Here is a 25,056-nt window from a genome sequence, read left to right as displayed (position 1 = left end):
CTCGGCTGGCACAATGGCGCCGATTATTAATTGTAGTTACTTTACCGCTACCACACTTGCAGCATAATCGAAGCATGCCAGTAGATTCAAGCGATATCTATGAAAATTCAAGGCGTTGAGCAATCTTTTGAGAAAGCGCTGCAAGTTCGCATTGAATTGCGGAGCAGGGTGATATGGAATACACATGCTGCAACACCACCACACGCTGCACCGTACAGTCATTGTATGACAAAGGAAACCACGCTTAGGCTTAACTCCTGCGTTTGGAGGAAGCCCTCAGTTCTTCCAAAGAAACTGTACTCACCGTACGCTCACGAACCTTGGTTCGATCTTTGACCTCACCAGCCAATTGTCCGCAGGCGGCATCAATGTCGTCACCTCGAGTTTTCCGCACAGTGGTTACCACTCCGCCTTCGGACAGTATTTCTACGAACGTTTTGATTGCGGGTGTGGTTGACTTTATCAAACCCGATTCGGGGAACGGATTAAATGGAATCAGGTTAAATTTGCAAGGCACTGTTTTCGCAATGTCGAGAAGTTGGTGAGCATGCTCTGGTTTGTCATTTACGCCATCAAGCATCACATATTCAAAGGTAATGAAGTCTCGTGGCGCATGCTTTAAATAACGTAAACATGCATCCAACAATTCACGCAATGGATACTTTTTGTTCAACGGCACCAGGTGATCACGCAATGCGTCATTCGGTGCATGCAAAGAAACCGCAAGCGCCACAGGGCAATCTTGAGACAGCCGGTCCATAAAAGGCACTACACCCGAAGTAGAAACAGTAACGCGGCGGCGAGACAAGCCATACGCGGTGTCATCCAGCATAAGCTGCAAAGCCGGTACCAAAGCGTCATAGTTCAACAGGGGTTCGCCCATGCCCATCATTACGACGTTGGTAACGGGGCGCTCTTGTGCGTACACTCTGTTGCCTGAATCACGCAGCAGTACATTTGCTTTCCACAATTGAGCAACAATTTCTGCCGTGCTTAAGTTGCGGGAAAAACCCTGTTTGCCCGTGGAGCAAAACCGGCAGTTCACGGCGCAACCCGCTTGTGAACTGACACACAAGGTTCCGCGGCGTTCTTCAGGAATAAATACTGTTTCAACTGCATCGCCGTGGCCAACATCGAACAGCCACTTGCGTGTGCCATCAACCGACACATGATCGGAAACTATGTCAGGTGCCTGAATGCAGGCTCGGCTATGTAAATTCTGGCGAAATGATTTCGCAAGGTCGGTCATCGCGTCGAAGTTGTCGACACCCGATTGGTGAATCCACTTGGCCAATTGCTTGGCGCGAAATGGTTTTTCACCCAGATTGCCACACCACTGAATCAACTCGGGCACCGAGTAGTCCAGCAAATTATCGAGTTGTTCACTCATGGTGTGTCCTTTCAAAACAAACGGGGACGCAAGTGCGTCCCCGGTATTCAACGCAATTAATTGGGCTTGTTGCTCAAATCAACGTGCGAATACTTGTGACGCCGGGAAAAAGTAGGCGATTTCATTGGCAGCGGTTTCTGCGGCATCCGAGCCATGAACAGCGTTTGCATCAATGCTTTCAGCAAAATCTGCACGAATGGTGCCAGCAGCCGCTTCCTTGGGGTTTGTGGCACCCATCAGTTCGCGGTTTTTCGCGATGGCGTTCTCGCCTTCCAGAGCTTGAATCATAACTGGGCCTGAAATCATGAATTCAACCAAGTCGTTGAAGAAAGGACGTGCCTTGTGTACGGCGTAAAAGCCTTCTGCTTCAGCGCGTGACAAATGGGCCATGCGTGCGGCAACCACTTTCAGGCCAGCGCCTTCAAAACGGCTGTAAATTTGACCAATTACGTTTTTTGCAACAGCATCAGGTTTAATGATGGACAGGGTGCGTTCGATTGCCATGGTAATAACCACTCCGAAAAATTAGAAAAGCGAGAAAATTAACCGGCGATTATAGCTGGTTTATATAAAAAACCCAATCATGGGCCTGACCCACCACTTGAATTGAAACTTTTAAGCCTTACTATTAGTCTTAGTAAATAGCAATTCGCGTTTTACAAAGGAGCGAAAACACATGTCTGAATTTAAAACAGCACAATTTGGCCGCACAGCCGGTGGTGTTTCAACCGTAGAAACCAACCGTGTTCTGCGAAATACATACTTTTTGCTGGCGCTATCGATGATACCGACAGCTTTGGGCGCGTTTGCAGGTGTTCAGTTCGGCTTCTTCCGACTGTTCGCTGGCAGCCCAATCTTGTCATTTGTAGTGATGCTGGCCGCTATGTTCGGCTTTATCTGGGGTATTCAGCGTAACCGCGACAATGCCTTCGGCGTGGTACTGATGCTGGGCTTCACTTTCTTCATGGGTTTGATGTTGTCTGGCATTTTGTCGGTGGCACTTAGCCTGTCCAACGGCGGTTCCATCATCATGATGGCTGCCTTGGGTACAGCCGGCATTTTCTTCGGTTTGGCCAGCTATGCAGCAGTTACAAAGCGTGACTTCACGAACATGGGCAAGGGCTTAATGATTGGCTTGGTCATGGTGATCGTGGCTTCTGTGGCCAACATCTTCCTGCAAATGCCGGCCTTGTCGCTGACCATTTCTACCATCTGTGTGGGCTTGTTTTCGCTGTTCATTTTGTATGACTTGCAGCGAGTGATGCGCGGTGGTGAAACCAACTACATTTCGGCGTCGTTGAGCATTTACTTAAGCTTGTATAACTTGTTTGTGAATTTGCTGCAGTTGCTCATGGTGTTCACTGGCGGTAGCCGCGAGTAAATACGTGGAGACTCAAGCAAAGTTACTTTAAAGTAATTGATTTGAAAGCTTTTTTTGACACTTTGCAGCATCGAAAGTTGTTGCAAAGTCGTTTTTAAAAGCGCAGTATGAAGTCTCAGTTGGTCGGTATCTATACTGACCGCCGAGTTGGTGAGGCAAACACACCAACGAAAACGGGGCCGCAACGGCCCCGTTTGTTATTTATACTGCTGATTTTTCAGGAATAGTCGCTGTAAGCCACTCGCTCAAACACCGCAATTGATTCCACATGCGAGGTGTGCGGAAACATGTTCACCACCCCTGCTTTCATTAATTTGTAAGAGCCAACATTGCAAAGCACGGCCGTGTCGCGTGCCAGGGTGGCTGGGTTACAACTTACATACACAATTCTCTTGGGTTGAAATTCAGCCCGCGCACCCACAATCGCTTTGCAAATTTCAAGCGCACCGTCACGCGGTGGGTCAACCAACACTTTGTCAAACTGACCCCAGCTTTCCCACTCCGCGGTTTCCACTTCAAACAGGTTGCGCACATGAAATTCGGTTTTATCGGCCAGCCCATTGAACTGTGCGTTTTCACCGGCACGGTCGACAAGATCTTGGGACCCCTCATAACCCTTTACATAACTGCTTCGAGTGGCCAAAGGTAGGGAAAAATTGCCCAGGCCGCAAAACAAATCGAGGACACGGTCTTCAGGTTTCAAGTCAAGCAAGGACACAGCACGGCTAATCATCGCGTCGTTGATCATGTGGTTTACCTGCGTAAAATCGGTAGGCCTGAACCGCATGCGAATGCCAAAGCTGGGAATTCGATAGGTCAGGTCAACCGCCGTGTCAACTTCCAGGCGATGGGCGCTGGCCGGCCCTGCAGGCTGCAACCACCAATCAACTCCCCATTCTTGTCCGAAAGCTTTCAGCGTGCTCAGGTCTGATTCACTAAGCGGCTCAAGATGGCGAAGCACCATGGCGGTAACGCCATCACCCACGGCCAACTCGATCTGCGGCACGCGCATGTAAATACTCAGCGTCACCAGCATTTGGCCCAGTGGCACCAACATATTGGAAACATGCTTGGGCAGTACATGACATTCCTGCATGTCGGCCACATAGGAAGACGCTTTCTCGTGAAAGCCCACAAAAAAACGGTCTTTCTTAATCACAAATCGGGTGCTTAAACGGGCACGGTGTCGGTACCCCCAAAAGGATCCGTAAATGGGCAGCATCATTTGCTCGGGGGTTTGGCGACCTATGCGCTGCAACAAGTCCTCGAGTGCACGGTTCTTGATGGCCACTTGCGCATTCGGTTCAATGTGTTGCATTGCACAGCCGCCGCACACACCGTAATGGGGGCACTTTGGCTTGGTGCGCGCAGACACACTGGAGAGTACTTGCAAGGTTCGACCCTTGGAGTAGCTGGGCTTGATCCGCACAATTTCAGCCAACACAGTTTCACCGGTGATGGCACCTTCAATGAAATGTACTTTGCCATCCACATGGCCAATGCCACGCCCCTCGAGGTCAATCGACTCAATAGCAAGCTGCACCTGCGGAAATACCACAGGTGTTCTGTCTTTTTTCTTTTTTCGGCCCATGGCTACATTTGATTAAGGTTTAACGGGCCGGGAGGTAATCCATCGGGTCAACAGGTTTGCCCTGCTTGCGCACTTCAAAGTGCAGCTTGGGGCGATCGGAATCCGATTGCCCTGCTTCAGCGATTCGCTGGCCTTTGGTAACAGGCTCGCCTTCTTTCACCAACAATGTTTTGTTGTGCGCGTAAGCGGTCAGCAAATTGTTGTCGTGCTTCAAAATAATCAGGTTGCCATATCCGCGCAGAGCATTGCCGGAATACACCACCCGGCCAGCTTGCGAGGCCAGCACGGGGTCTCCTACTTTGGCAGCTAAATCAATGCCCTTGTTGACACCCGCTTTATAACCTTGAATCACTTGCCCCGGGTGCGGCCAAATAAAACCCAAGGTAACAGCAACCGGCGCAGGTGGCTTGATTTCGGGCGTGGGCGTGGCCTCAACTGGCTTGGCACCGCCAGCGGGTGTAATCGGGGTAACTTCAACACCACTGTCTTCCGTGATTGAACCAAGTGCCGCAGGAGCTGCCGCCACCTGCCCTTGCGTACCAGTAACACGCAACCTTTGCCCAATGCTCAATTTGGTGGGGTCGCTGATGTTGTTAATACGCGCAAGCTCACGCCAATCCATACCAAAGTCGAGGGCAATGCTGTAGAGCGTGTCACCACCTTTAACAGTGTATGACCCATCTACAGCACCTGCGTCGACGGCGCGCGAGGGCAAACGGTCAATGACAGGGGCTTGATTACCGGTTGAGGTACATGCACCCAAAAAAAACAAAGTTGCAAAACCAACTGCCAATGCACGTGTTTGACCCATCAATGGGGCTCGATTTAATACGCCACGTTTCATACGATGCGGGTTCCTTGTAACAGGGGTACGAATTTTACCAAGTCTTTCTTTTCGCGGTGCCATTTGTCGATCGCCAAGCGATCCACAATGACCAGATTCTGCTGGTTTTGATCAGCTACGGGCACGATCAAGCGCCCACCAATTTTCAGTTGTTTTAATAAAGCCTGCGGAATTTCAAGACCGGCAGCGGCCACAATAATGACATCAAACGGGGCCTGTGCGGGCAAGCCCGCCAAACCGTCACCATGAATTACTTTGACCTTCTGAAAGCCTGCGAGTTTCAAATTGCGCAAAGCCTTGTCGTACAACGCTTCAATGCGTTCTATGCTGACCACGCGCTTTGCAATGTGAGCAAACACTGCGGCTTGATAACCACAACCTGCACCCACTTCAAGCACATTGTCGAGTTCCTTGCGGCCGTCCAAAGCGTATTCAGCAAACCGGGCCACAGTGAAGGGGCGCGAGATGGTCTGCTGGTGGCCAATCGGTAGCGCAGCGTCTTCATAGGCACGTGAAGCAAACCCTTCATCCACAAACAAGTGACGCGGCACCGCACCGATTACATCCAATACTTGCTGATTCGCAATGCCCAAGGTTTTCAGCTTCTGAACCAAATGGCTACGCGCGCGCTCGGAAGTCAGGCTAGAGCCGCCGATGCGTTCCGGAATGCGATCCAGCTTGCGCGCAGACTGGGTAATCAGCGCGGGTGCTGGCTTGAATCGGGGCTTTTGGTCCATGTCTTCTTGTTTTACAGCCAATCGGCCAGGGTCTTCATTTGTTCGGTGTGCGTAAGGTCAGCCTTCAACGGACTGATCGAGATTTTACCCTGCTTGATGGCATAAAAGTCGGTGCCGGGGCCAGCATCTTTTGCCCCACCTGGGGGGCCAATCCAGTAAACAGTTTCGTCTTTGGGGGTTTGGGTGGGAATTACCGGTTCGGCATGGTGCCGTTTGCCCAAACGGGTGCACTCATAGCCCTGCATGTCGTCATAGGCAATCGGCGGAATGTTCACATTCAGCAAACAGTGTTCCAAACCCAGCTTGTTGTTCAGAAAACGATCGACGATTTCAGCAGCCACGCGGGCTGCGCTGTCCAGGTGCGCATAGCCCTTCCCGGCCAGTGAAAACGCAATTGCAGGCAATCCACACTGAAAGCCTTCCATGGCAGCGGCCACTGTGCCGGAATAAATGGTGTCGTCGCCCATGTTGGCGCCATTGTTAATACCGGAAACCACCAGGTCGGGCCGCTTTTCAAGCAAACCTGTCACCGCAACGTGTACACAATCGGTTGGCGTTCCATTCACATAGCGAAAACCATTGGCTGCTGTGCGCACTGTAAGTGGCCGATCCAGAGTGAGCGCATTCGATACACCCGAGCGGTCTTGTTCGGGGGCCATCACTTCAAGGTGAACCGTGTTGCCGAAGCGTTCAAGCAAGGCACCGTGCAAAGCCAAAATACCAGGGGCGCTGTAACCGTCGTCGTTGCTGATCAAAATGTGTGGAATGGTCACGATCAAGCTTCCTTGCGGCGAAACACCCAAGTGTTTTCAGTGGATTCTTTGGCCGCAAATGCGTAACCCGCAACTTTGAATTTTTTCAGTTGTTCTACATCGGTAATGCGCTGATCAACAATGTAGCGAGCCATCAGACCCCTGGCTTTTTTTGCGAAGAAACTGATGATTTTGTACTGACCATTTTTATAATCTTTAAACACGGGCTGCACCACGCGGGCATTCAGTGCCTTGGTGTCGACTGATTTAAAGTACTCGTCTGAGGCCAAGTTAACCAACACCGGGTCTTTCTTGCCCAGATCTTTGTTCAAAGCTGGGGCCACGGTTTGTTTCCAGTAGGCGTACAAATCTTTGCCAGCAGAATTCGGAAGCTTCGTGCCCATTTCAAGGCGGTAAGGCTGCATCAAATCGAGCGGGCGCAAAATACCATACAGGCCAGACAAAATTCGCACATGTTTTTGGGCAAAAGCCAAGCCCTCTTCGTCCAGGGTCTTTGCATCAAAACCATCGTAAACATCGCCATTAAAGGCAAGCAATGCCGGGCGTGAGTTTTTCTTGGTGAACTTCGGAGACCATTCGCTGTAACGCGTGGCATTGAGCACCCCCAGCTTGTCAGAGACCGACATCAGTTCAGAAATATCCGCTGGGCTCATGGGGCGCAAAATATCCACCAACTCGGCAGCCTGCTCGGTAAATTGCGGCTGGGTGCTGGTTGACACGGAAAGAGGTGTTTCGTAATCGAGCGATTTTGCTGGGGAAAGTACGACAATCATGGACATCAATCACCTGTAGTTACTACGTGCTTATTATCGCAGGATCTGGCAGGTGATTCAGGGACAGAGTGGTGTGAAGTCGGGAAAAATACCCATTACAAGGTATGCGCAAGGTACAAGGCAGCCTGTCGAAGGGTTGGCCGCGGATGCGACTTTGTCGCTCCGCTTCTGGCCGTGTCTCCCGAGGCTGTCTCTCCCGAAGATGTATCTATTACCTGAGATCACCCAAATCGGATTCAGGCGAATAAGTTTGCAAGAATTCGATTACTGTATATAATCACAGCATGTCAATTCGAGATTGCTGCCATGAAAGGTTTAACCGCTCGTCAACAAGAAATTCTGGATTTGATCCGCGATCAAATTGCCCAGTTTGGCCGACCACCCACACGCGCAGAAATTGCAAGGCAACTGGGGTTTCGTTCTGCCAACGCCGCTGAAGACCACCTGCAAGCCCTGGCCAAGAAAAATGTGATTGCACTCGATGCAAGCACATCGCGCGGCATTCGCTTGCTGGGCGAATACGCAGAAGGTCTTGAAGAAACAGCGAATAAAGTCATGGAACAATTCATGCAGTTGCCGCTAATTGGCCGCGTTGCTGCAGGTAGCCCAATACTTGCGCAGGAACACATTGAAAAACAGATTCCAGTTGACCCCGCCCTGTTTCCTGACAAACCAGACTATCTGCTGAAGGTACGCGGCATGTCGATGAAAGACATCGGCATTATGGATGGCGATTTGCTGGCTGTAAAAAAAGCAAGCACTGCGCGTGCAGGCCAGGTTGTTGTGGCCCGCGTGAATGAAGACGTTACAGTGAAACGCTTTTTCCAGAAAGGCCATTTGGTTGAACTGCAAGCCGAGAACAGCGACTTCGCTCCAATTGAAGTGGACCTTCGCACGGAAACATTCGCAATTGAAGGACTGGCTGTGGGTTTGATTCGCCAAGGCCAGTTGCATTAAACAAGGGGTTTGGGGGTTGTTGTGTCATCCGATCTTGCCAACATTCACCCTGACCTGTGGCGTGCCCACCAACTGGGTAGCGACAACAGCACACGCATACCCAGTGGTTTTGTACACCTTGACCAGCAACTGCCAGGCGGCGGTTGGCCCACGCGAAACCTGATTGAACTGCTTTTAAAACACCACGGCATCGGAGAACTGCGGTTTCTAATGCCCGTGTTTCGCAGGCTCTCGCTGGAACAAAAGAAACTGGTGCTGATTGGTGCACCATTGCTTCCGCTAACCCCAGTATTTGAACAGTTCGGCGTGGCCTTGAATCAAATTAATCTGATTCAAACCGACAAACCTCAAGACCGTTTGTGGGCCATTGAACAAGTGCTGCAAAGCGACTCCTTTGGTGCACTGTTCATGTGGCTGCCTGAAGAAAAAACCCTGTGCAGCCCTACCGTGTTGCGCCGCTTGCAATACCAGGCCACGCGTTCAAGGGGCTTGAGTTTTGTATTTCGCCCAATTCGTGCGCAACTGCAACCTTCGCCTGCTTCGCTGCGCCTGTGTTTAACCGCGCAAAGTCCCAACAGCTTGCGTGTGCATCTAATTAAGCGCAGGGGCCCCGTGCTTGAACAGCCCCTGTTAATTGATTTGCCCAATCCGCAAAGCGCCCTGCCCGGCCTTGTGTTTGAGCATGAGTTGATGAACACCCCGCACTCACAGGAGTTTGCAAGTGCGCTGGATCGCCCTGAGCTACAAACAAGCTTTCAAACAAAGCCACAACCCGCAGGAAGTCAAACCGCAATTTGATGTCGATTCACTGTTTGAATTGGCAGCGCACTACAGCCCTGTGGTGTGTTGGCGGCAAGACCAACACCATGAGCATGCAGGTTGGCTGGTTGAAGTGCACAGCAGTTTCAGGCTGTTTGGTGGCCCGCAAGCATTGCTTTCACAACTGTGGCAAGGTGCAGAAGAGTTTCCTGCCGAATTGCAACTGGCCAACCACCACACCGCAACAGGCGCATGGTGGCTGAGCAAATGCGCACCTGCCAGCACTGAAAGTGATTTTCTGGACATGCTGAATTTCAATGAGAACAGCCTGCTGGCTTTGCCAATGGGCGTGCTGGATTGCGACGCAAAATTACAAGCCACCTGGCATCAATGCGGCTTCACACGGCTTGCTGATTTGTGGCGCTTGCCGCGCGATGGTTTTTTAAAACGTTTTGGTGCGCATGCACTGGCTGAACTTGATTCAGGATTTGGCCTGCAAAACAAACTAGCACCGGGTGCAGCGAGCCACAAACCCGCAGACACGTTCGAGCAGGAAACGGAACTGCCTTTTCACAGCGATCGGCTGGATTTGATTGAACACCATGCCCAGGGTTTGCTGCAAGCCGTGTGCAACTGGCTTGGCCAAAAAAAACAGGGGGCGCGTGAATTGCACTGGGCCTTCAAGCACGCCCACGGTGAAGAAATTTTGTGCCTTCGAAGTGCGCAGCCCACCGATTGCATTGAAACCTGGAGACGCCTGCTGCACCACCAGTTGGCGCGCATGCAATTTCACGACGACATACGCAACCTTCGTGTGCGCTGCATGCACAGTGAATTGCTTCCCAATGTGAATACCAGTTTTTTGCCCGACCCAGCGGAAGGCACACGCAACTGGGACAACACCTGCGATGTGCTACGCGCCCGCTTGGGCCAACAAACCGTGCTGTTTGCCGCCACGGAAAGCGATCCCAGGCCTGAACGCAGCATTGTGTTGCAGCACACGCCGTTCACTAAAAATACAGCGATAGTGTTCAAAAAAATCGCCGACAAAAACGCACCTGAACTGAACAACACCACCCTGGCCAGCAGCACACCGCGGCCTTTGTGGCTATTGCCCACACCCAAGCCACTACAAGGCAAAACACCCAGTTGGCAAACAGGCGGCCCTTGGCAATTGCTGACCGGGCCGGAACGAATTGAGTTTGGCTGGTGGGACGCACAGCCCTGCAAGCGCGATTACTATTGCGCACGTGACAACAATTCAAGTTTGGTGTGGTTGTATCAAGATTTGCACGATGATTCATCGCGCTGGTTCTTGCACGGCTATTTTGCTTGAACGGCATGAAAAATATGACTGCTTCATTGCCAACACCACCCCGCTTTGCCGAAGCTTTGGCTTTAAGCAACTTCAGTTTTTTGAAAAGTGCATCGCACCCCGAAGAACTGGTGCAACAAGCCAAGGCGCTGGGCTACAGCGCCATCGGTATTGCTGATGAATGTTCACTGGCAGGTATTGTGCGCGCACACCAAGCCGCCAAAGAACAAGGTATTCAGCTTCTGGTGGGCGCACAGTTCATGTTTGCCCACAGCAGCCCGTTTGCAGGTCAGCGCATTGCCCTGATTGTAAAAAACAAAACCGGCTATACCCATTTGTGCCGCTTGATTACCCAGGCGCGCAGCCGCGCATTCAAAGGCGATTACCTGTTCACGCGCGACGACCTGGCCTGCATTCCACCCGGCTTGCAATTGCTGCTAATACCCGATGAACGCAACAAGGAAGGCTTTCCTGCCTTGTTAAGCTGGTGTGCAAAACGCTTCACAGGCCGCATGTTGGTGGTGTGCAGTTTGCACCACCGCGGCTTCGAAAACGCATGGCTAAGCCACTTGCAGGCCTTGGCCCACTTGCACCAAGCGGAACTAATGGCCAGCAACCTGCCAGTGATGCATTCGGCTGAACGCAAAGCCCTGCACGACGTACTGACTGCGGTTCGCTTAAATTGCAATTTGAATGATGCACGCCCATTTTTAGAACCCAATGCGCAACGCTGCCTGCAACCTTTGAATGTGCTGGCAACAACATACCCAATCGCACTTCTGGAAAAAGCCGCTGACTTGGCTGGGCAATGTGTGTTTTCACTGGATGAATTACGGTACCAGTACCCGCGAGAAATCAGCCCTGAAGGTCTGGAGCCGCCCCAATACCTACGCCAGTTAGTCACTGAGGGCGCAGCACTTCGCTACCCGCAGGAAATACCAGCCCAGGTACAAAAGCAGATTGATTATGAGCTGGCACTGATTGAGGAACTGAAATACGAAGCTTACTTTTTAACCGTGTACGACATTGTGCGCTTTGCCCGTTCACAAAACATTCTTTGCCAGGGCCGGGGCTCAGCCGCCAATTCAGTGGTGTGTTATTGCCTTCACATTACGGAGGTAAACCCGGCGCAAATGCAGGTGTTGTTCGAGCGTTTCATCAGCCGCGAACGCAACGAACCACCCGACATTGATGTGGACTTTGAGCACACACGGCGCGAAGAAGTAATTCAGTACATCTACAAAAAATATGGTCGCAACCGAGCGGCTTTGGCCGCCAGTGTGGTGGTGTACCGGCCACGATCTGCCCTGCGCGATGTGAGCAAAGCACTGGGGTTGAATACTGAGCTGATTGATCAATTGGCCAAGTCGCAAGACGGCGGCTTTACCCGAAGCATGAACATTGACCACATGGTGCAAGCAGGCATTGATGTGCGACAAACAGGCATACAACACTGCGTGCATTTGGCCGATGAACTGCTGGGTTTTCCACGGCATTTGTCGCAACACACCGGGGGCTTTGTGATTGCGCGCGACAGCCTGTCTGAACTGGTGCCAGTTGAAAACGCATCCATGCCAGACCGCAGCGTTATTCAATGGGACAAAGATGACCTGGACGCTATGGGCCTGATGAAAGTGGATGTATTGGCACTGGGCATGCTCAGTGCCATTCGCATGACGCTGGATGAACTGCACAACAAACCCGGGGCGCCTAAAACCCTGCAAGCCATACCCAACGAAGACAAAACAACCTACGACATGATTTGCAAGGCCGATACGGTGGGTGTGTTTCAAATTGAAAGCCGCGCCCAAATGGGCATGCTGCCACGCTTGCGGCCCCGTGAATATTACGACCTGGTCATACAGGTGGCAATTGTGCGCCCCGGCCCAATTCAAGGCGGCATGGTGCATCCGTACTTAAAACGCCGACAAGGTTTGATGGAAGTTGACTACCCTTCTGAGGATTTGAAACAAGCGCTGGGCCGCACCCTCGGCATTCCAATTTTTCAGGAACAGGTGATGCAAGTGGCTATTCTGGCTGCTGGTTTCACGCCGGGTGAAGCTGATGCCCTGCGCCGTGGCATGGCGGCCTGGAAACGCAAAGGGGGTTTGCACCATTTTTATGGCCGCGTAGTAGGTGGCATGGTGGAACGCGGCTACACCCGCGAATTTGCGGAAGGTATTTTCAAGCAGATGGAAGGCTTCGGTGAATATGGTTTTCCGGAAAGCCATGCCGCCAGTTTTGCCATGCTGGTGTATGCATCGTCTTGGTTGAAATGCCACCACCCCGATGCATTTTTGTGCGGACTGCTGAATGCCCAACCCATGGGTTTTTATGCGCCGTCCCAACTGATTCAAGATGCACAGCGGCACGGCGTGAAGGTGTTGCCCGTGGATGTGCAGTTCAGTGCACTGCAAAGCACACTTGAAAACATGCCTGGGTCATCACACAACAGCACCGCCTTGCTACCTGTACGTTTGGGTTTAAACCGGGTCACTAGTTTGAAATTTGAGGCGGCACTTCGAATTATTCAAGCTCGCGAAAACGGCCTGTTCGACAGCGTGGAAGATTTGACCAAGCGCGCACAACTGGACCGGGGTGACTTGATTGCACTGGCCGATGCCAATGCGCTTGAACAACTGGCCGGGCATCGTCGCCAGGCCGTGTGGCAAACAGCAGCGGCTGAAACCGGTCGACTTTACCAGCATGATTTATTGGCTGACACACGCAGCACGGAAACACCGCTTGAATTGCCCAAAGCCAGCGAACTGGACGACATGCTGGCCGATTACCGCGCCACAGGCGCAAGCCTTGAACACCACCCAATTTCATTTTTACGACAACAACTGGCACCTTACAAAATAAGGCAAGTTGAAGAATTGCGTGCTTATCCCAACGGGAGGCTGGCGCGTGCCTGCGGTATTGTGACCCACCGGCAACGCCCAGCCACGGCACATGGCACTGTGTTTTTGAATCTTGAGGATGAAACCGGCAATGTGAATGTGATTGTGTGGAACAGCCTGGCCGAAGAACAGCGGCAGGTGCTGCGCAATGCGCAAATCATGGGGGTATTCGGGATTTGGCAACGCGAAGGTGAAGTGTGCAATTTGGTGGCTCGCAGATTAGTTGATTACACCCACCTGCTGGCCAACCTGCAAACACTTTCGCGCGATTTTAAATAAAACAAGAAAAGCAAAAACTGGATTGAGCGCTCAGTTACCTAAATATCCACTTCCACCAAATTGCCTTTGTCTTCCAGCCAGGTTCGGCGCGCACCACTTTCCGTGCGGCCCATCAGCATGTGCATCATGGCATTGGTTTGGTCCACGTCCATGCTGCCCAAGGTAACAGGCAGCAAACGCCGTGTGTCTGGGTTCAGGGTGGTTTCCCACAACTGCTCGGCATTCATCTCGCCCAGGCCTTTGAAACGGGAAATTTTGATGTTCGCTTCCTTCACACCTTCCTTGCCCAGTTTGTCTTGCACCGCATAAAGCTCGGCTTCATCCAGACAATACAGTTTGCGCGCGGGTTTTTTACCCTGTGCCGGCACATCCACACGGAAGAGCGGCGGGCGCGCCACATACAAATTCTGGCTACGAATCAGCGCCGGGAAATGCTTGTAAAACAGCGTGAGCAGCAACACTTGGATGTGTGAACCATCCACATCGGCATCAGAAAGAATACAAATTTTGCCGTAGCGCAAACCGCTTAAATCAGGGCTGTCATTCACACCGTGTGGGTCCACACCAATGGCCACTGCGATGTCATGAATTTCCTGATTAGCAAACAGGCGATCTTTGTCAGTTTCCCAGGCGTTCAACACCTTGCCGCGCAAAGGCAATACAGCCTGAAACTCTTTGTCTCGGCCCATTTTCGCCGAGCCACCTGCCGAATCACCCTCGACCAAAAATACTTCATTCAAAGTAATATCGGTGCTTTCACAGTCGGTTAATTTGCCGGGCAAAATCGCCACTGAAGAGCTTTTGCGTTTCTCGACTTTTTGCGCGGCGCGCGAACGGGCCTGGGCCTGTTTGATGGCCAGTTCGGCAATCTTTTTACCGTCCTCAACGTGCTGGTTCAACCACAACTCGAACGCAGGCTTGACCAACGACGACACTAGGCGCACCGCATCGCGGCTATTGAGCCGTTCCTTGATTTGACCTTGAAACTGTGGGTCGAGCACCTTGGCTGAAAGCACAAAATTCGCCTTGGAAAAAATGTCATCTGGCATTAATTTGATGCCCTTTGGCATCAGCGAATGCATTTCACAAAACGCCTTGATGGCCTGAAACACCGCCTCGCGAAGGCCCGATTCATGCGTACCACCTGCGGAAGTCGGAATCAGGTTCACATAGCTTTCGCGCACTGGCGCGCCTTCGGCCACAAAGGCCAAAGCCCATGCAGCGCCCTCGCCTTCAGCAAAACCTTCATCGCGCAGTACATCCACATTCAAGTCACCGCTGAACATGGGGGCCACCAATTCACGGTCCAGCAGCTCTTCTTTCAAAAAACCGCTAAGGCCATCATCAAATTTCCAGCGCTTGGCCTCACCGGTTTTTTCAGTCACCAAGACCACTTCGACGCCTTTAAGCAGCACAGCCTTGCTGCGCAGCAAGCGGTCTACCTCATTCAAAGGCAGTATTGCGGAATCAAAATACTGGGGGTCGGGCCACACACGCACTGTGGTGCCCTTTTTGGGGTCGCCATTCACTTGTGGGCGTACCTTTAGTGGCTCGATCACATCGCCGCCACTGAATACAAGCGTGCCCACCTGTTTGTCACGTACCGCGCTGACTTCAAGCCGGGTCGACAAAGCATTGGTGACAGACACACCCACGCCATGCAAGCCACCTGAAAAACGATAAGCGCCGCCGTCGGCCTTGTTGAACTTACCCCCCGCATGCAGACGGGTGAATACCAACTCAATAACAGGTACTTTTTCCTCGGGGTGCAGGCCAATGGGTATACCCCGCCCCTCGTCTTGCACAGACACACTGCCATCGGTATGAATAGTCACGGTAATGCGAGCACCAAAACCGCCCAGCGCCTCGTCGGCCGCGTTGTCGATCACCTCTTGAATGATATGCAAAGGGCAATCTGTGCGCGTGTACATGCCGGGCCTTTGTTTAACAGGCTCCAGCCCTTTCAGCACGCGAATTGACGATTCTTGGTAATTGCTCATGACAACCTGAAGATTCAATGACCGCTTGATGATACCAACAAATGTGGCTGTTATTCGCCAGCCTTGGAACCATCTGCTCTTGGCTTTGCACTCAGCATCAGAGAGAGAAAAAAGGCCGGAATATTCAAACTCATACTTTTCAATATTTGGAAAGCGCTGCGTCCGCCCACCCCCCTCTCTAGTGATACCTAGGCAGCAGTTTTGACGGGCTTGGTACCCTGTGCCGTTATTCAAGAAATTCGCCGAGGCCGACCATGATTCCCCTACCGTTCCAAGTAGAAAGGCTCGACATGAAACCAATTGCACCAAAACTCAAGATCACAGCGATTCAGCGGTGTTCCGTCGCAAAGATGGACGCCACCCGCTCCGAATTCGAGTTGCTGGTCGCCAAGCAGGAAAAACGGCTACGGAATTTCATCATCAAGCACTTTCGCGATGAAAATGCGGTGGAAGATATTTTTCAGCAAACCTTAATCGAGGCCTACTGCTGCTGGGACAGCTTTCGAGGTGATGCCAAACGGGCCACCTGGCTTTTTGGAATTGCGCTTAATATTATTCGCAACACCGCGCGCCGCTCACCCCAATACAAATTTCACTTCACATCGGATGAAGACCTGGAGCTTGAGCAAGCCGAGGGCTCGGACCCCATGCAGCATTGTATGAAAAATGAATTCAGCATCAAGCTTGAATCTGCAATTGGCAATTTGCCCAATGATTTGCGTGAAACCTTGATTCTGGTGGTTCAACATGGAAATTCCTATCAAGAAGCAGCAGACATATTGGGCATCCCGATTGGAACAGTGCGCTCTAGAATTTCCAGATCTCGCGCTCAATTAAAATCAATTTACGACATGTACATGGACTGATGACAGCATTACTGAATACTCGTTATGGTGCATTAAATCTGATTCTGGAGTCTCTCGGAATGACTTTGGCAGATACCGAACAAGCTGCAGAATCAGATGCTTACCGTATTGATTATGAACAAAACTTGACCATTGAACTTCAACATTTGAAAGGGGCAGATTGCAGAGTAAGCGCCCGTATATTTTGTTTGGGAAAATCATTGCAAGTTCAAGATGACCAGCTGCGCATGGCCATGGGTATTTTTTCAGAACTGTTGAATGACCTGCCAAATGGCACATCCATGGCAATTTCAGATCATGACAATTGCTTAAGAATTTGCATTGAAATCACCAGTGAAAATGCCGACCAGGCCTTATTTCAATTCAATCAGTTCATTCACGTGGCGTTCGCCTACAAACAAACTTACTTTCAACACAAAACAGCCATCTAAGTACATTTTTCGAAGTGAATTATTTGCGGGAATGATGGGATTGTTCGCGCTCACGGGCCACGGCATCCAGCCAATCGTCGAACTGCTTTCTTGCATCCAGTAAGTTGTTGGCGACAATTGGTATCACAACAATCAAGCCAAGACCATCAACCATGGAGACACAAGTCCCTTCGAGTGATTCGGAATTCCAACGGTGTGCAAGCCAGTCTCGCAAACAATTGCTTTCATAGCTGTTCAATGCGATTTTGGCCTGAAATTCACAGGGTGTGGAGGTGGATTGCAACAACTCCCCATGACCAAGGCCAATGACGACACGGCTGTCAACTTGCATCCAGCCGGACGATCGCGCCAGCACCGGCTAGGCCTTGTGCGCGGGAATCATCAAGCTAAGCAATGGCAGCGGTGTCGCTGCGAATTTGCTGAGCCAGACTGCGAGGAGGCTGCAGCCCCGCGAATTTTTGAACGCCCAAAGGCTTTAGAGGCCGCTTGGCAAGATCGCTCAAAATGCCTTGAAAGGTGCCGCACACAGCAGAACCTGCGGCCCCGGATTGGCCAATGCCATGGTTTGCAGCTTGAATAGAATGAGAATTTGAATTGATCATGGTCATAGAAGCGCCTGTTAGTTAAATTTGAGTGGTGATGTTTTCCAAAGAGTTCCCGACTTTTTCAAGTAATTCAAACCGCTTCATTCTGTAATACATGGAATGCAGGGGAACTCCCAAACTTTCACTTGCAGACTTGGCACAACCATTGTGCGCATGGAGTGCTTGAGTAAGCACGGCTTTCTCAAAAGACAACAGCCGTTGCTTGAGGCCCAAACTAGAAGTGGTCTCCGCATTGTCGCAAGGAGTACCCAGTCCAATCACATGCCTTTGAGCGCAGGCGTGCAACTCACGAACATTGCCGGGCCATGGTTTACTGAGCAATTCGTCCAGTTCTTCAGTACTGATTGCAGGCACATCGAGCCGAAATTGAAAGGCAACTTCACTAAGAAAGTGACGATACAGCGGCAGGATATCCTCAAGCCTTTCTGCAAGACTGGGAATTTGAACTTGCGACACACTTAGCCTGAAATGCAGATCTTCCCTAAACTTTTGCTGCTTCACCAGCTCAGGAAGGCTTGCCTTGGTGGAAGCAATCACTCGAAAGGTCGATTGATAAAATGAGTTACCACCCAAACGTGTGGCTCCACGGTATTGCAAGGCATTCAGCAACTTTGCCTGACATGACAACGGAAGACTGTCCATTTCATCAAGGTAAAGTGTGCCTTCATTGGCCAGTTCAAGTTTTCCCGGCCTGTCTTTCTGGGCACCTGTAAAAGCGCCTGCCATAACGCCAAAGAGCTCGGCCTCGAACAATTGCTCGGGCAACGCTGCGCAATTAACATGAATGAATTCGCCTTTGACGCCCGACTGAGCATGCAGCCAGCGCGCTGCTGTGTCTTTGCCTGCGCCGGTTTGACCGATCAGCACTGTATCAACCGGCAATTGTTTGAGTACTTGCAACTGCGCCACTGCGCGCTGCATGGGCTTGGACCGAACAAATTCTGGGGCGTAAGGCCCATCGGAATCGACTGCCAGCTTCTTCTTTCCAAACTGAAGTGGCTTGGTTTTAATCAAACGCTCCAAAACATGCACCGCAGCCAAAGGATTGGGCGGTCGAACAATGGACGCGAATATAGGAATGTCGTGATACACATATTCTTGCCAGGGTTTATCGATAAACCGAATGATATGGCATTCCGGCTTTCGGCCCATGGCCTTGAAACGCTCAATCAAACCACCCAGCTCCTCCAACCCATGGTCGACCAACACCCAATGCGCAGGCAAACTGCGCTTTGTGATCAGCTCTGACAGCGGCAATTCGTGAACAGTGGCCTGCATCAGCAAGGCTGCTGCGCGTAGCCGGCTTTTTAATTCTTGCGATTCAATACACAGGGTTAATTCGGTCATGGATGCCAATTGCGCCAAGTCGGTGGGAACAACCCATTGTGCAGGTGAAGCAAAGCCCCCGAATCACCCCTTTGAACTAGTCATTGCTGAACGCGACAAATTTAATGGGTTGTTTCAGAACGCTCCATCACCTCAAGGCGCAGCATGTCTCGCGCCCTTGACAGACGGGAACGCACGGTGCCAATTGGCAGGTCCAGTTCCAGTGCGGCATCTTGATATGTAAAACCTTCCAAAAGCACCAACTGAACCACCAACTGCATTTTACCGGGCAAGTGATCAATCGCCTGCTTCAACGATTCCATGCGTTCTTGCTGCATCAACGACTCTTCTGGCTCGCAGATGGAGTCGGCTGCAATCATGCTGACTTGCTCTTCAAAGTCGTCATCCTGAAAACGAAAGCTGGTATCGCGATAACGGAAATTTTTAACCAGGTTCAATGCAATGCCAAACAACCATGTTTCTGGCTTGGACTCACCACGAAACCGACTCCAATTGCGAAACGCAGCCATGTGAGTTTGTTGAATGATGTCGTCGATGAAATCTTCGCGACGTAGGTGCTTGCGCACAAAATGGGTAAGACGCGATTTTTGATCTCGCAGCAAGGCTTCAAGTGTTTGCAGTTGCGCTGCGGTCAGTGGCGCGAGTGAGTCTTCGTTGGACTGAATGCTGATTTCGATCTGTTGAACTTGGTTTTGCTGCGCCATTTTCTGCCTCGTTTTGCTTGTGGGTGGTACCAAGCGTTGTGCAGTGTGCATGCCAGGGCAGCGTAGTTTTTAAGATATTGATTTCACTCCCTATTTATTGATTAACTCGTCTAAGCATTTGTGTTTTTTATAAAAAACCAGGAGCGCACTCGCCAAAAATTCAAAACGCCGTCCAGACAAGTGAGCAGTCAATGCCAGTTGCAGTGTAAAATGCGGGCAATTCTCCCGGTCGTATAATGGATAATACAGCCCCCTCCTAAGGGGCAAATATAGGTTCGATTCCTGTCCGGGAGACCACGGGTAAAAAAAAGCCCTTTCTGTTTTTTTACAGAAAGGGCTTTTCAACTAAGGGTTATCTGATCAGCTGGCTTGTTCAGTCACAATTTTCCAGCGGCCATCTTCCTTCTTCATGCGCAGTGTTTTGCGCACATTGTCAGAGTAGCTGTCAGCTTTGTAAGCCTGATCAAATTCAGCAGTGGCTTCTTCTCCATTCACCTGAATATTCAAATTGCTGATCGCCACTTCGATATTGGCTTTGCTTGCAATTCGATTCCTGCGCTGGCTTTCCCACTGTGCGCGACTGATAGCCCCAGGCAATTCGAAGTTGGCTGAGTAAAAGCTCAAATACCCTTCTACATCGCGAGCACTCCAGGCGGCCGCCCAATTGCTGACAACCTCGGTCACCTCAGATTGCGCCACTGCTGGGTCAGCAATGGCTGGTGCTGCAGGTACCGCTGGCATTGCCAAGTCGGCCGTGGATGTAGCACTACCTGACGGATCATCCAGTGGAATATCCACCGCTGGATCGACTGTGCCCGTAGCGTCTGCTGAGAGAATGTCTGCGGCTGGGTCCAGTGCAGAATCAACAGACGTTTGCGGGCTTGCTGCTGGCTCAACCTCGGGGGTTTGATCCAGCACAGCGGGCCGCAGTTGGTCCAGCCCCAAGAAATGGCTCACTGGCTTCAATGTGTCTGCGTTGTTGATCAGGGCTTGACCGCCGTAGGTCACGATCAGCAATCCAATGAACAAGGTGTATACCGGCAGCAACCAACGCTCATAACGATAATAGAACGCTTTGCCCTTGACTTCTTCGGCAACCTTGTCCATTTCAGCCTCGCCAACGACTTGTCGGGTGAGAAGCTGATTCAGCGCAACAGGCGGAGACAGGTAACCCAACTCGAACGCGGTGATCACGATCATCCAGAAATGCACTGGGTGGATGCCATTGCTGTACGCAATAGGAGCCACGGTGGCCGAAACCAGAATTACCGCGCCGAACGGATCCATCACCATACCGATGAATACCATCATGATCATGAATAGAGTCAACGCACCCCAAATACTGGCCATTTCAGCGGGCACGATGCTCATCAAACCAGATCGTTCAATCATGCCACCCACACTGATGGACAAGGCCATCAACATGATCAACGCGCCAATGTGACCAATGGTTTCCGTGGTGGCGCTACGCACCGCCATTTCCAGGCCCTGATTCTTTTTCTTCTCGGCAGGTGTATCACCGCCCACTTTGGTGGGGCCGCCGCGCAGTTTGTCGAAAATGATCACAAACAGCATGATGACCGGCAGCATCACAGGTGCAGTGAACTCGTCAAGCTTAGTGTCCAGCAGATATTCATATCCAAACACAACCAGCATGACAATCACGATGTAAGGCGATACAGGCACCAATGCACGAAGCGATTGTGGCAGCGCCTCTTTGGCCCTCGCACGTTCAGTAACGCGCCCTTCTGCCTTAAGCAAAGCAATCAGCATGAAGATGGTGGACGTCAGAATGAATACAAAAAGACCCCAGCCATAAAGCTCACTGGTCGTAACCTCTTTGTTCAAAGCGGCAATCACCACAATCAGCAAACAGGGACGAAGGACCACGCCCAGCGAACCTGACATGGCAGTGGCCGCCAAGGCAAATGGTCGACGGGCACCTGAGGCCAATACTTCCCTGTATACAATCGCACCCGCAGCAATCACGAATACACCGGATGCACCTGTGTAGGCAGTCGGGATAGCCGCAGCCAACAACACAATGTAAGTGAACACCTCGGGCGGCAGCTTCCAGGGCTTAAGAATATCCATGAACAAGGAAACCACGCGGGTTTGCTTGAGCAACATACCCGCCCACAGGTACAAGGCCAAGTTCAGAAAAATACTAGACAATTCGGTAATCTGGCCGAAATAAATCGCCAGACCCGCGATGTAATCGTCCATGAAGAAATTAATACCCGCATTCAAAGCCATGAAGGCATACAGCGGAATACTCAACAAGCCCATGCCATAACTGCCCCCCTCCTCGGCCTGGGCGGGTATCTTCAGCACATCCTTCAAACTGATGAACGACAAGCTGGCGAACAGGGCAATTGCAATAATACTGATCAGTGGGTTTTCAACTGCAACCCCGGAATCGTATTGCAGCTTCAAGTAATAGCTGGCTGAAATCGTCATCAACAGGTTGGCGCCCAGCATGGCCAGCGAGTAAACCTGAAAGTCTTTCTTGGTTCGCGGTGGTCGCAAACTGATGTGATGGAAATGTTTGGTGGTTGAAATGGCAGCAATCGCGACCATGATCAACAATATAAGGGGTCGGTTTTCAGTACCAAACTTGAAGATGCCAAAGAATCCGGTTTCTACCTCGCGAAATACTTCGACTTCCGGTGTAATGGCCTTGCTTACGCGTTCATACACAGCATAGCGCTCGCGACACTGATCACGGGCGGCTTCCAAAGATGCACGAATTTCATTCGGGTCAATTGCCACATCGCCAAACAGCAAATCAAGGTCTGACTTCGGCGCAGTTTCCGCATCAGCAACCTGCTTGGCAACCAAAGCATCAATGTCAGGGTTTGCTTCACAAGTAGGGGCCGACGGGTCGGCACGCAGCAAAAAGTACTGAACCTGGTTTTCAGGGTCGCCAAACATGCGTTCGCCCAGGCGAAGCAACTGGCCATGCACCATTTCACCCGTACCAATAATCAGGGTGAGTAACAAAAGAGAGAAAATGGGAAGGCTGGAAAGCCATTCAGATGGTGTGCGACCAAACCATTTTTTGCCGGCGGAACTCTGCATAACGGATCCTTGTCAGCGCCAACTTTTATGTTGACTGATCGAAATAGCTGTTTAAAGGTAATAAAAAGGGGGCAACGGCAAGCCCCCTTTTACTGCAAAGGCAAACAGGCAGGTATGTGGCCTGCCTTGAATTCTTTAAAGCTCGGTTTTCGTAGCACACTCAGAATCGGCACGGTTCACACCGCAACGAATCTGTTTCATGATGTTCAAGGCCTTTGGATCATAAGATCCGCTTTTTGCCAGGCTGATGCGCGATTCACGCAACAAAATTGTGTACTTCACCGAGTCAGCAGCAGGAATGTCCATCCAGGCGCCACCAGGAATACCCTTCTCGGCATTGGTAATGATTTGCATACCCGCCGGGAATTTCTTGGACCAGTAGTCACGTGATTTCTGTGCAAAACCGTCCGGGAACTTGGACTTGTTGACGATCAACTGATAGGTCAATACGGCAACCGGGAAGCGGACGATTGCGCCTGCATTGCCCAAACCTTTGTAAAGTTCAAGTGGCTTGTAAGCCGCGGCGGGTGCAGCGATGATATCTACCGAACCGTTGTTGAACTTGGCGCCAAAGTTGGAAATGTCTGCAGACACGGGCGATGCACCCACTTTGGAGATCATTTCTTTCTGAGCTGAATCGTAGTCAAAAGATGCGATTTTTTTACCCGCCAGTTTTTCAACTGAGTTGATATCGCGGCTTTTCACGTAAAGGTACGCGGCACCAAACGGGAAAATACCTGCTACCTGGAAGTTGCCCTGAGTCATCAGCGCATCGGCTTTTTCACCAGCGAACAACTGAATGGTGCGCTTCACCACTTCGTAGCTCAAAGGCATGTCGACCTTGCCGTCTTTCACAACCGACGCTGCACCGAGTGCATCAATAGAACCAGCCACCGAGTTGTAAGCCCGAGTGCGGAAGGAAGTGGCCACCAACATGTCGCACTGACCGGTCTTGAAGTTCTCAGACGCAATTTTTTCGTCAGTGAAAGCTTCCAGATGCAGATCGGCGCCGAAACCCTTGGCCGCCAGAACATAGTCTTTGCTCAAGTTAAACACGTCGCCACCAGCGCCGAGAATGTCGAATACACAAACTTTTTGTTTGGCCAAGGCCGGTGATGCAGATGCCATCAGTGCCAGGCCGAAACCGGCCGAGATTGCTTTGATTTTAAAATTCATTTGTCTGGTCTCCCAAAATTGTGTTTTTGCATGCCCGGGCGCATTTGCTAGAGGGTGGCCCGGCCTTGCTGTGAGCAAAAACTTAGTTCAACAAGTCGTCCACGTTCATGCCTTCGGGCATCGCAGCTTCTTCATCCCAATATTTTCCCATGCCGCCCACTGGGGTGCGGGTACCTACGTTTTCTGCCCAGTAGCGGTCAGAAAGGTTGGTCATTACAGCAACGGAAATACCTTCAACCAAGGCGTATTGTTCGCTTGGTTTGAAATCTTTGACTTCTGCAAATCGCTTGGTTGAATCGCGAAAACGCATGGTGTCACCCACAGCCAGTGCGGACAGACCGTACATCACGTGAGAAAGGCGAACGCCTTGGCGCTCGCCAATCAACATGGACAAACGGAAGGTTCCCCAAACATCTTTACCATCGGAGGCACCGGGCAAAATGCTCCACACCACAGCACGTGCTGCATTGGGAGCGCCCCACCATTTTGCATTGGAAAGACAAGTGAGCGCACGCTCGGATTTTGGTGCAATGTCGGTGGGCACGCCCACCATTTGCTGCGAAGCGATGTCGTTAACAACTGCTTGAAGACCTGCAACCGTGCCCAGCAGGTAGCTCAGTTCGTCAAAGTCACGCTCAAATTCAGGGCAGCCTTCGCCGTACTCAAAGTTGTATTTGTCTTCGAGCTTGTTGCGCATGGCTTCAAACGCGCGCAATTGCCGGCGCGCAGTAATTTCCAACAGACGTTTTTGACCAATCCGTGCGTCTTGTGCTTCTTCAATGTTGTTTTGTTTGGATGCGCGCAGGTAGCGCAGCTCTTCCTCGACAGCACGTTGCTCGGCGCATGCAGCAGAAGAAACCAGCAGAAGGGATTCGAGCAAGCGTGGATCGCCACCGAAGGCGCGGGTACCACCAGAAATTAAAGGGTAATTGCCTGTTGCGAATCGGCAAGCCATGTCGACATCGTCGATTTCAAGCTGAGGCGGAATAATTCTGCGTTCAATCAGGTTAATGGCGAGGTTAGTCGCCCCACGCTCCACGCTTGCACAACCTGCTGCAAACGCGACCACTCCCGAAATGGCTATCGCACGCCATACGCCAGCTTTGATCATTAATGTCTCCGTTGATTTTTCTTTTATACCTTG

At 51.3% G+C, this 25,056-nt stretch carries 22 protein-coding genes and 1 tRNA gene; 8 read left to right on the top strand and 15 right to left on the bottom strand.

Annotated elements, in window-relative coordinates; genetic code table 11:
- Positions 1-250 precede the first annotated feature (250 nt).
- Entirely contained in the window at positions 251-1,390 is a 1,140-nt protein-coding gene (gene rlmN, locus NSP04_RS09120) for a dual-specificity RNA methyltransferase RlmN (protein WP_257512018.1), read from the bottom strand.
- Positions 1,391-1,468: 78 nt separating this feature from the next.
- Complete coding sequence (gene ndk, locus NSP04_RS09115) at positions 1,469-1,894, bottom strand: nucleoside-diphosphate kinase (RefSeq protein ID WP_257512017.1); 426 nt, start codon at positions 1,892-1,894, stop codon at positions 1,469-1,471.
- Between the two features lie 172 nt (positions 1,895-2,066).
- On the opposite strand from ndk, the gene NSP04_RS09110 reads away from it, so the two are divergent.
- Positions 2,067-2,771, top strand: coding sequence for a Bax inhibitor-1/YccA family protein (locus tag NSP04_RS09110; protein WP_257512016.1), 705 nt, complete (start codon positions 2,067-2,069; stop codon positions 2,769-2,771).
- A gap of 217 nt (positions 2,772-2,988) precedes the next feature.
- On the opposite strand, the gene rlmD is transcribed toward NSP04_RS09110, so the two are convergent.
- The 5 genes from rlmD to yaaA are packed head-to-tail and all read right to left on the bottom strand — an operon-like array spanning position 2,989 to position 7,489.
- Complete coding sequence (gene rlmD, locus NSP04_RS09105) at positions 2,989-4,362, bottom strand: 23S rRNA (uracil(1939)-C(5))-methyltransferase RlmD (protein ID WP_257512015.1); 1,374 nt, start codon at positions 4,360-4,362, stop codon at positions 2,989-2,991.
- 19 nt (positions 4,363-4,381) lie between these two features.
- Positions 4,382-5,206, bottom strand: a complete 825-nt coding sequence (locus tag NSP04_RS09100; protein ID WP_257512014.1) for a peptidoglycan DD-metalloendopeptidase family protein — start codon at positions 5,204-5,206, stop codon at positions 4,382-4,384.
- A complete protein-coding gene (locus NSP04_RS09095) occupies positions 5,203-5,964 on the bottom strand; it encodes a protein-L-isoaspartate(D-aspartate) O-methyltransferase (RefSeq protein WP_257512013.1) in 762 nt (253 codons plus the stop codon). The genes NSP04_RS09100 and NSP04_RS09095 overlap by 4 nt, the downstream gene beginning before the upstream one ends.
- The gene (gene surE, locus NSP04_RS09090) at positions 5,955-6,716 is read right to left on the bottom strand and encodes a 5'/3'-nucleotidase SurE (RefSeq protein WP_257512012.1); all 762 of its coding nucleotides are present in this window, start codon (positions 6,714-6,716) and stop codon (positions 5,955-5,957) included. The genes NSP04_RS09095 and surE overlap by 10 nt, the downstream gene beginning before the upstream one ends.
- A 2-nt stretch (positions 6,717-6,718) precedes the next feature.
- On the bottom strand, positions 6,719-7,489 hold the full coding sequence (yaaA, locus tag NSP04_RS09085) for a peroxide stress protein YaaA (protein ID WP_257512279.1): 771 nt from the start codon (positions 7,487-7,489) through the stop codon (positions 6,719-6,721).
- 306 nt (positions 7,490-7,795) lie between these two features.
- Between yaaA and lexA the strand changes: the two genes are divergently transcribed.
- Genes lexA through NSP04_RS09065 form a run of 4 tightly spaced genes read left to right on the top strand, consistent with a single transcriptional unit; the run spans position 7,796 to position 13,702 of the window.
- Entirely contained in the window at positions 7,796-8,446 is a 651-nt protein-coding gene (lexA, locus tag NSP04_RS09080) for a transcriptional repressor LexA (protein ID WP_257512011.1), read from the top strand.
- Between the two features lie 21 nt (positions 8,447-8,467).
- The gene (imuA, locus tag NSP04_RS09075; RefSeq protein ID WP_257512010.1) at positions 8,468-9,244 is read left to right on the top strand and encodes a translesion DNA synthesis-associated protein ImuA; all 777 of its coding nucleotides are present in this window, start codon (positions 8,468-8,470) and stop codon (positions 9,242-9,244) included.
- Positions 9,168-10,541, top strand: coding sequence for a DNA polymerase Y subunit UmuC family protein (locus NSP04_RS09070; protein WP_257512009.1), 1,374 nt, complete (start codon positions 9,168-9,170; stop codon positions 10,539-10,541). The genes imuA and NSP04_RS09070 overlap by 77 nt, the downstream gene beginning before the upstream one ends.
- 14 nt (positions 10,542-10,555) lie before the next feature.
- The gene (locus NSP04_RS09065) at positions 10,556-13,702 is read left to right on the top strand and encodes an error-prone DNA polymerase (protein WP_257512008.1); all 3,147 of its coding nucleotides are present in this window, start codon (positions 10,556-10,558) and stop codon (positions 13,700-13,702) included.
- A 38-nt stretch (positions 13,703-13,740) separates the two neighbouring features.
- On the opposite strand, the gene NSP04_RS09060 is transcribed toward NSP04_RS09065, so the two are convergent.
- Complete coding sequence (locus NSP04_RS09060) at positions 13,741-15,702, bottom strand: DNA topoisomerase IV subunit B (protein ID WP_257512007.1); 1,962 nt, start codon at positions 15,700-15,702, stop codon at positions 13,741-13,743.
- A gap of 290 nt (positions 15,703-15,992) precedes the next feature.
- On the opposite strand from NSP04_RS09060, the gene NSP04_RS09055 reads away from it, so the two are divergent.
- Both NSP04_RS09055 and NSP04_RS09050 read left to right on the top strand, forming a co-directional pair.
- Complete coding sequence (locus tag NSP04_RS09055; RefSeq protein ID WP_257512006.1) at positions 15,993-16,568, top strand: RNA polymerase sigma factor; 576 nt, start codon at positions 15,993-15,995, stop codon at positions 16,566-16,568.
- Positions 16,569-16,627: 59 nt separating this feature from the next.
- Positions 16,628-16,999: a hypothetical protein gene (locus NSP04_RS09050; RefSeq protein ID WP_257512005.1), complete on the top strand. Its 372-nt coding sequence runs from the start codon at positions 16,628-16,630 to the stop codon at positions 16,997-16,999.
- A gap of 19 nt (positions 17,000-17,018) precedes the next feature.
- On the opposite strand, the gene NSP04_RS09045 is transcribed toward NSP04_RS09050, so the two are convergent.
- From NSP04_RS09045 to NSP04_RS09030, 4 genes are all read right to left on the bottom strand, one after another.
- Positions 17,019-17,330, bottom strand: a complete 312-nt coding sequence (locus tag NSP04_RS09045; RefSeq protein ID WP_257512004.1) for a hypothetical protein — start codon at positions 17,328-17,330, stop codon at positions 17,019-17,021.
- Between the two features lie 55 nt (positions 17,331-17,385).
- Complete coding sequence (locus NSP04_RS09040; RefSeq protein WP_257512003.1) at positions 17,386-17,607, bottom strand: hypothetical protein; 222 nt, start codon at positions 17,605-17,607, stop codon at positions 17,386-17,388.
- 15 nt (positions 17,608-17,622) lie between these two features.
- The gene (locus NSP04_RS09035; protein WP_257512002.1) at positions 17,623-18,951 is read right to left on the bottom strand and encodes a sigma-54-dependent transcriptional regulator; all 1,329 of its coding nucleotides are present in this window, start codon (positions 18,949-18,951) and stop codon (positions 17,623-17,625) included.
- A 101-nt stretch (positions 18,952-19,052) separates the two neighbouring features.
- Positions 19,053-19,655 carry an RNA polymerase sigma factor gene (locus NSP04_RS09030; protein ID WP_257512001.1) on the bottom strand — a complete coding sequence of 201 codons (603 nt, stop codon included), beginning with the start codon at positions 19,653-19,655 and terminating at the stop codon, positions 19,053-19,055.
- A gap of 222 nt (positions 19,656-19,877) precedes the next feature.
- Between NSP04_RS09030 and NSP04_RS09025 the strand changes: the two genes are divergently transcribed.
- Positions 19,878-19,952: transfer RNA gene (locus NSP04_RS09025), tRNA-Arg, on the top strand.
- 63 nt (positions 19,953-20,015) lie between these two features.
- On the opposite strand, the gene NSP04_RS09020 is transcribed toward NSP04_RS09025, so the two are convergent.
- From NSP04_RS09020 to NSP04_RS09010, 3 genes are all read right to left on the bottom strand, one after another.
- The gene (locus NSP04_RS09020; RefSeq protein WP_257512000.1) at positions 20,016-22,736 is read right to left on the bottom strand and encodes a TRAP transporter large permease subunit; all 2,721 of its coding nucleotides are present in this window, start codon (positions 22,734-22,736) and stop codon (positions 20,016-20,018) included.
- 135 nt (positions 22,737-22,871) lie between these two features.
- Positions 22,872-23,912 (bottom strand): putative solute-binding protein, encoded by a 1,041-nt coding sequence (locus NSP04_RS09015; RefSeq protein WP_257511999.1) that lies wholly within the window; start codon positions 23,910-23,912, stop codon positions 22,872-22,874.
- Positions 23,913-23,994: 82 nt separating this feature from the next.
- The gene (locus NSP04_RS09010; RefSeq protein WP_257511998.1) at positions 23,995-25,023 is read right to left on the bottom strand and encodes a hypothetical protein; all 1,029 of its coding nucleotides are present in this window, start codon (positions 25,021-25,023) and stop codon (positions 23,995-23,997) included.
- Between the last annotated feature and the right edge of the window lie 33 nt (positions 25,024-25,056).

The organism is Limnobacter parvus (genome assembly GCF_024623725.1).
Lineage (GTDB): Bacteria > Pseudomonadota > Gammaproteobacteria > Burkholderiales > Burkholderiaceae_B > Limnobacter > Limnobacter parvus.
Note: the sequence above shows the minus strand (reverse complement) of the source record. Positions and strands in the feature narration are given on the sequence as shown.

What these genes read in the sequence shown, in the direction of transcription:
- NSP04_RS09040 (WP_257512003.1), bottom strand. Translation starts at nt 17,607, where the DNA reads ATGACCATGATCAATTCAAATTCTCATTCTATTCAAGCTGCAAACCAT.
- NSP04_RS09030 (WP_257512001.1), bottom strand. Translation starts at nt 19,655, where the DNA reads ATGGCGCAGCAAAACCAAGTTCAACAGATCGAAATCAGCATTCAGTCC.
- NSP04_RS09045 (WP_257512004.1), bottom strand. Translation starts at nt 17,330, where the DNA reads ATGCAAGTTGACAGCCGTGTCGTCATTGGCCTTGGTCATGGGGAGTTG.
- NSP04_RS09035 (WP_257512002.1), bottom strand. Translation starts at nt 18,951, where the DNA reads ATGACCGAATTAACCCTGTGTATTGAATCGCAAGAATTAAAAAGCCGG.
- NSP04_RS09110 (WP_257512016.1), top strand. Translation starts at nt 2,067, where the DNA reads ATGTCTGAATTTAAAACAGCACAATTTGGCCGCACAGCCGGTGGTGTT.
- lexA (WP_257512011.1), top strand. Translation starts at nt 7,796, where the DNA reads ATGAAAGGTTTAACCGCTCGTCAACAAGAAATTCTGGATTTGATCCGC.
- rlmN (WP_257512018.1), bottom strand. Translation starts at nt 1,390, where the DNA reads ATGAGTGAACAACTCGATAATTTGCTGGACTACTCGGTGCCCGAGTTG.
- ndk (WP_257512017.1), bottom strand. Translation starts at nt 1,894, where the DNA reads ATGGCAATCGAACGCACCCTGTCCATCATTAAACCTGATGCTGTTGCA.
- NSP04_RS09100 (WP_257512014.1), bottom strand. Translation starts at nt 5,206, where the DNA reads ATGAAACGTGGCGTATTAAATCGAGCCCCATTGATGGGTCAAACACGT.
- NSP04_RS09050 (WP_257512005.1), top strand. Translation starts at nt 16,628, where the DNA reads ATGACTTTGGCAGATACCGAACAAGCTGCAGAATCAGATGCTTACCGT.
- NSP04_RS09065 (WP_257512008.1), top strand. Translation starts at nt 10,556, where the DNA reads ATGACTGCTTCATTGCCAACACCACCCCGCTTTGCCGAAGCTTTGGCT.
- NSP04_RS09020 (WP_257512000.1), bottom strand. Translation starts at nt 22,736, where the DNA reads ATGCAGAGTTCCGCCGGCAAAAAATGGTTTGGTCGCACACCATCTGAA.
- NSP04_RS09010 (WP_257511998.1), bottom strand. Translation starts at nt 25,023, where the DNA reads ATGATCAAAGCTGGCGTATGGCGTGCGATAGCCATTTCGGGAGTGGTC.
- NSP04_RS09015 (WP_257511999.1), bottom strand. Translation starts at nt 23,912, where the DNA reads ATGAATTTTAAAATCAAAGCAATCTCGGCCGGTTTCGGCCTGGCACTG.
- NSP04_RS09055 (WP_257512006.1), top strand. Translation starts at nt 15,993, where the DNA reads ATGAAACCAATTGCACCAAAACTCAAGATCACAGCGATTCAGCGGTGT.
- rlmD (WP_257512015.1), bottom strand. Translation starts at nt 4,362, where the DNA reads ATGGGCCGAAAAAAGAAAAAAGACAGAACACCTGTGGTATTTCCGCAG.
- yaaA (WP_257512279.1), bottom strand. Translation starts at nt 7,489, where the DNA reads ATGATTGTCGTACTTTCCCCAGCAAAATCGCTCGATTACGAAACACCT.
- NSP04_RS09060 (WP_257512007.1), bottom strand. Translation starts at nt 15,702, where the DNA reads ATGAGCAATTACCAAGAATCGTCAATTCGCGTGCTGAAAGGGCTGGAG.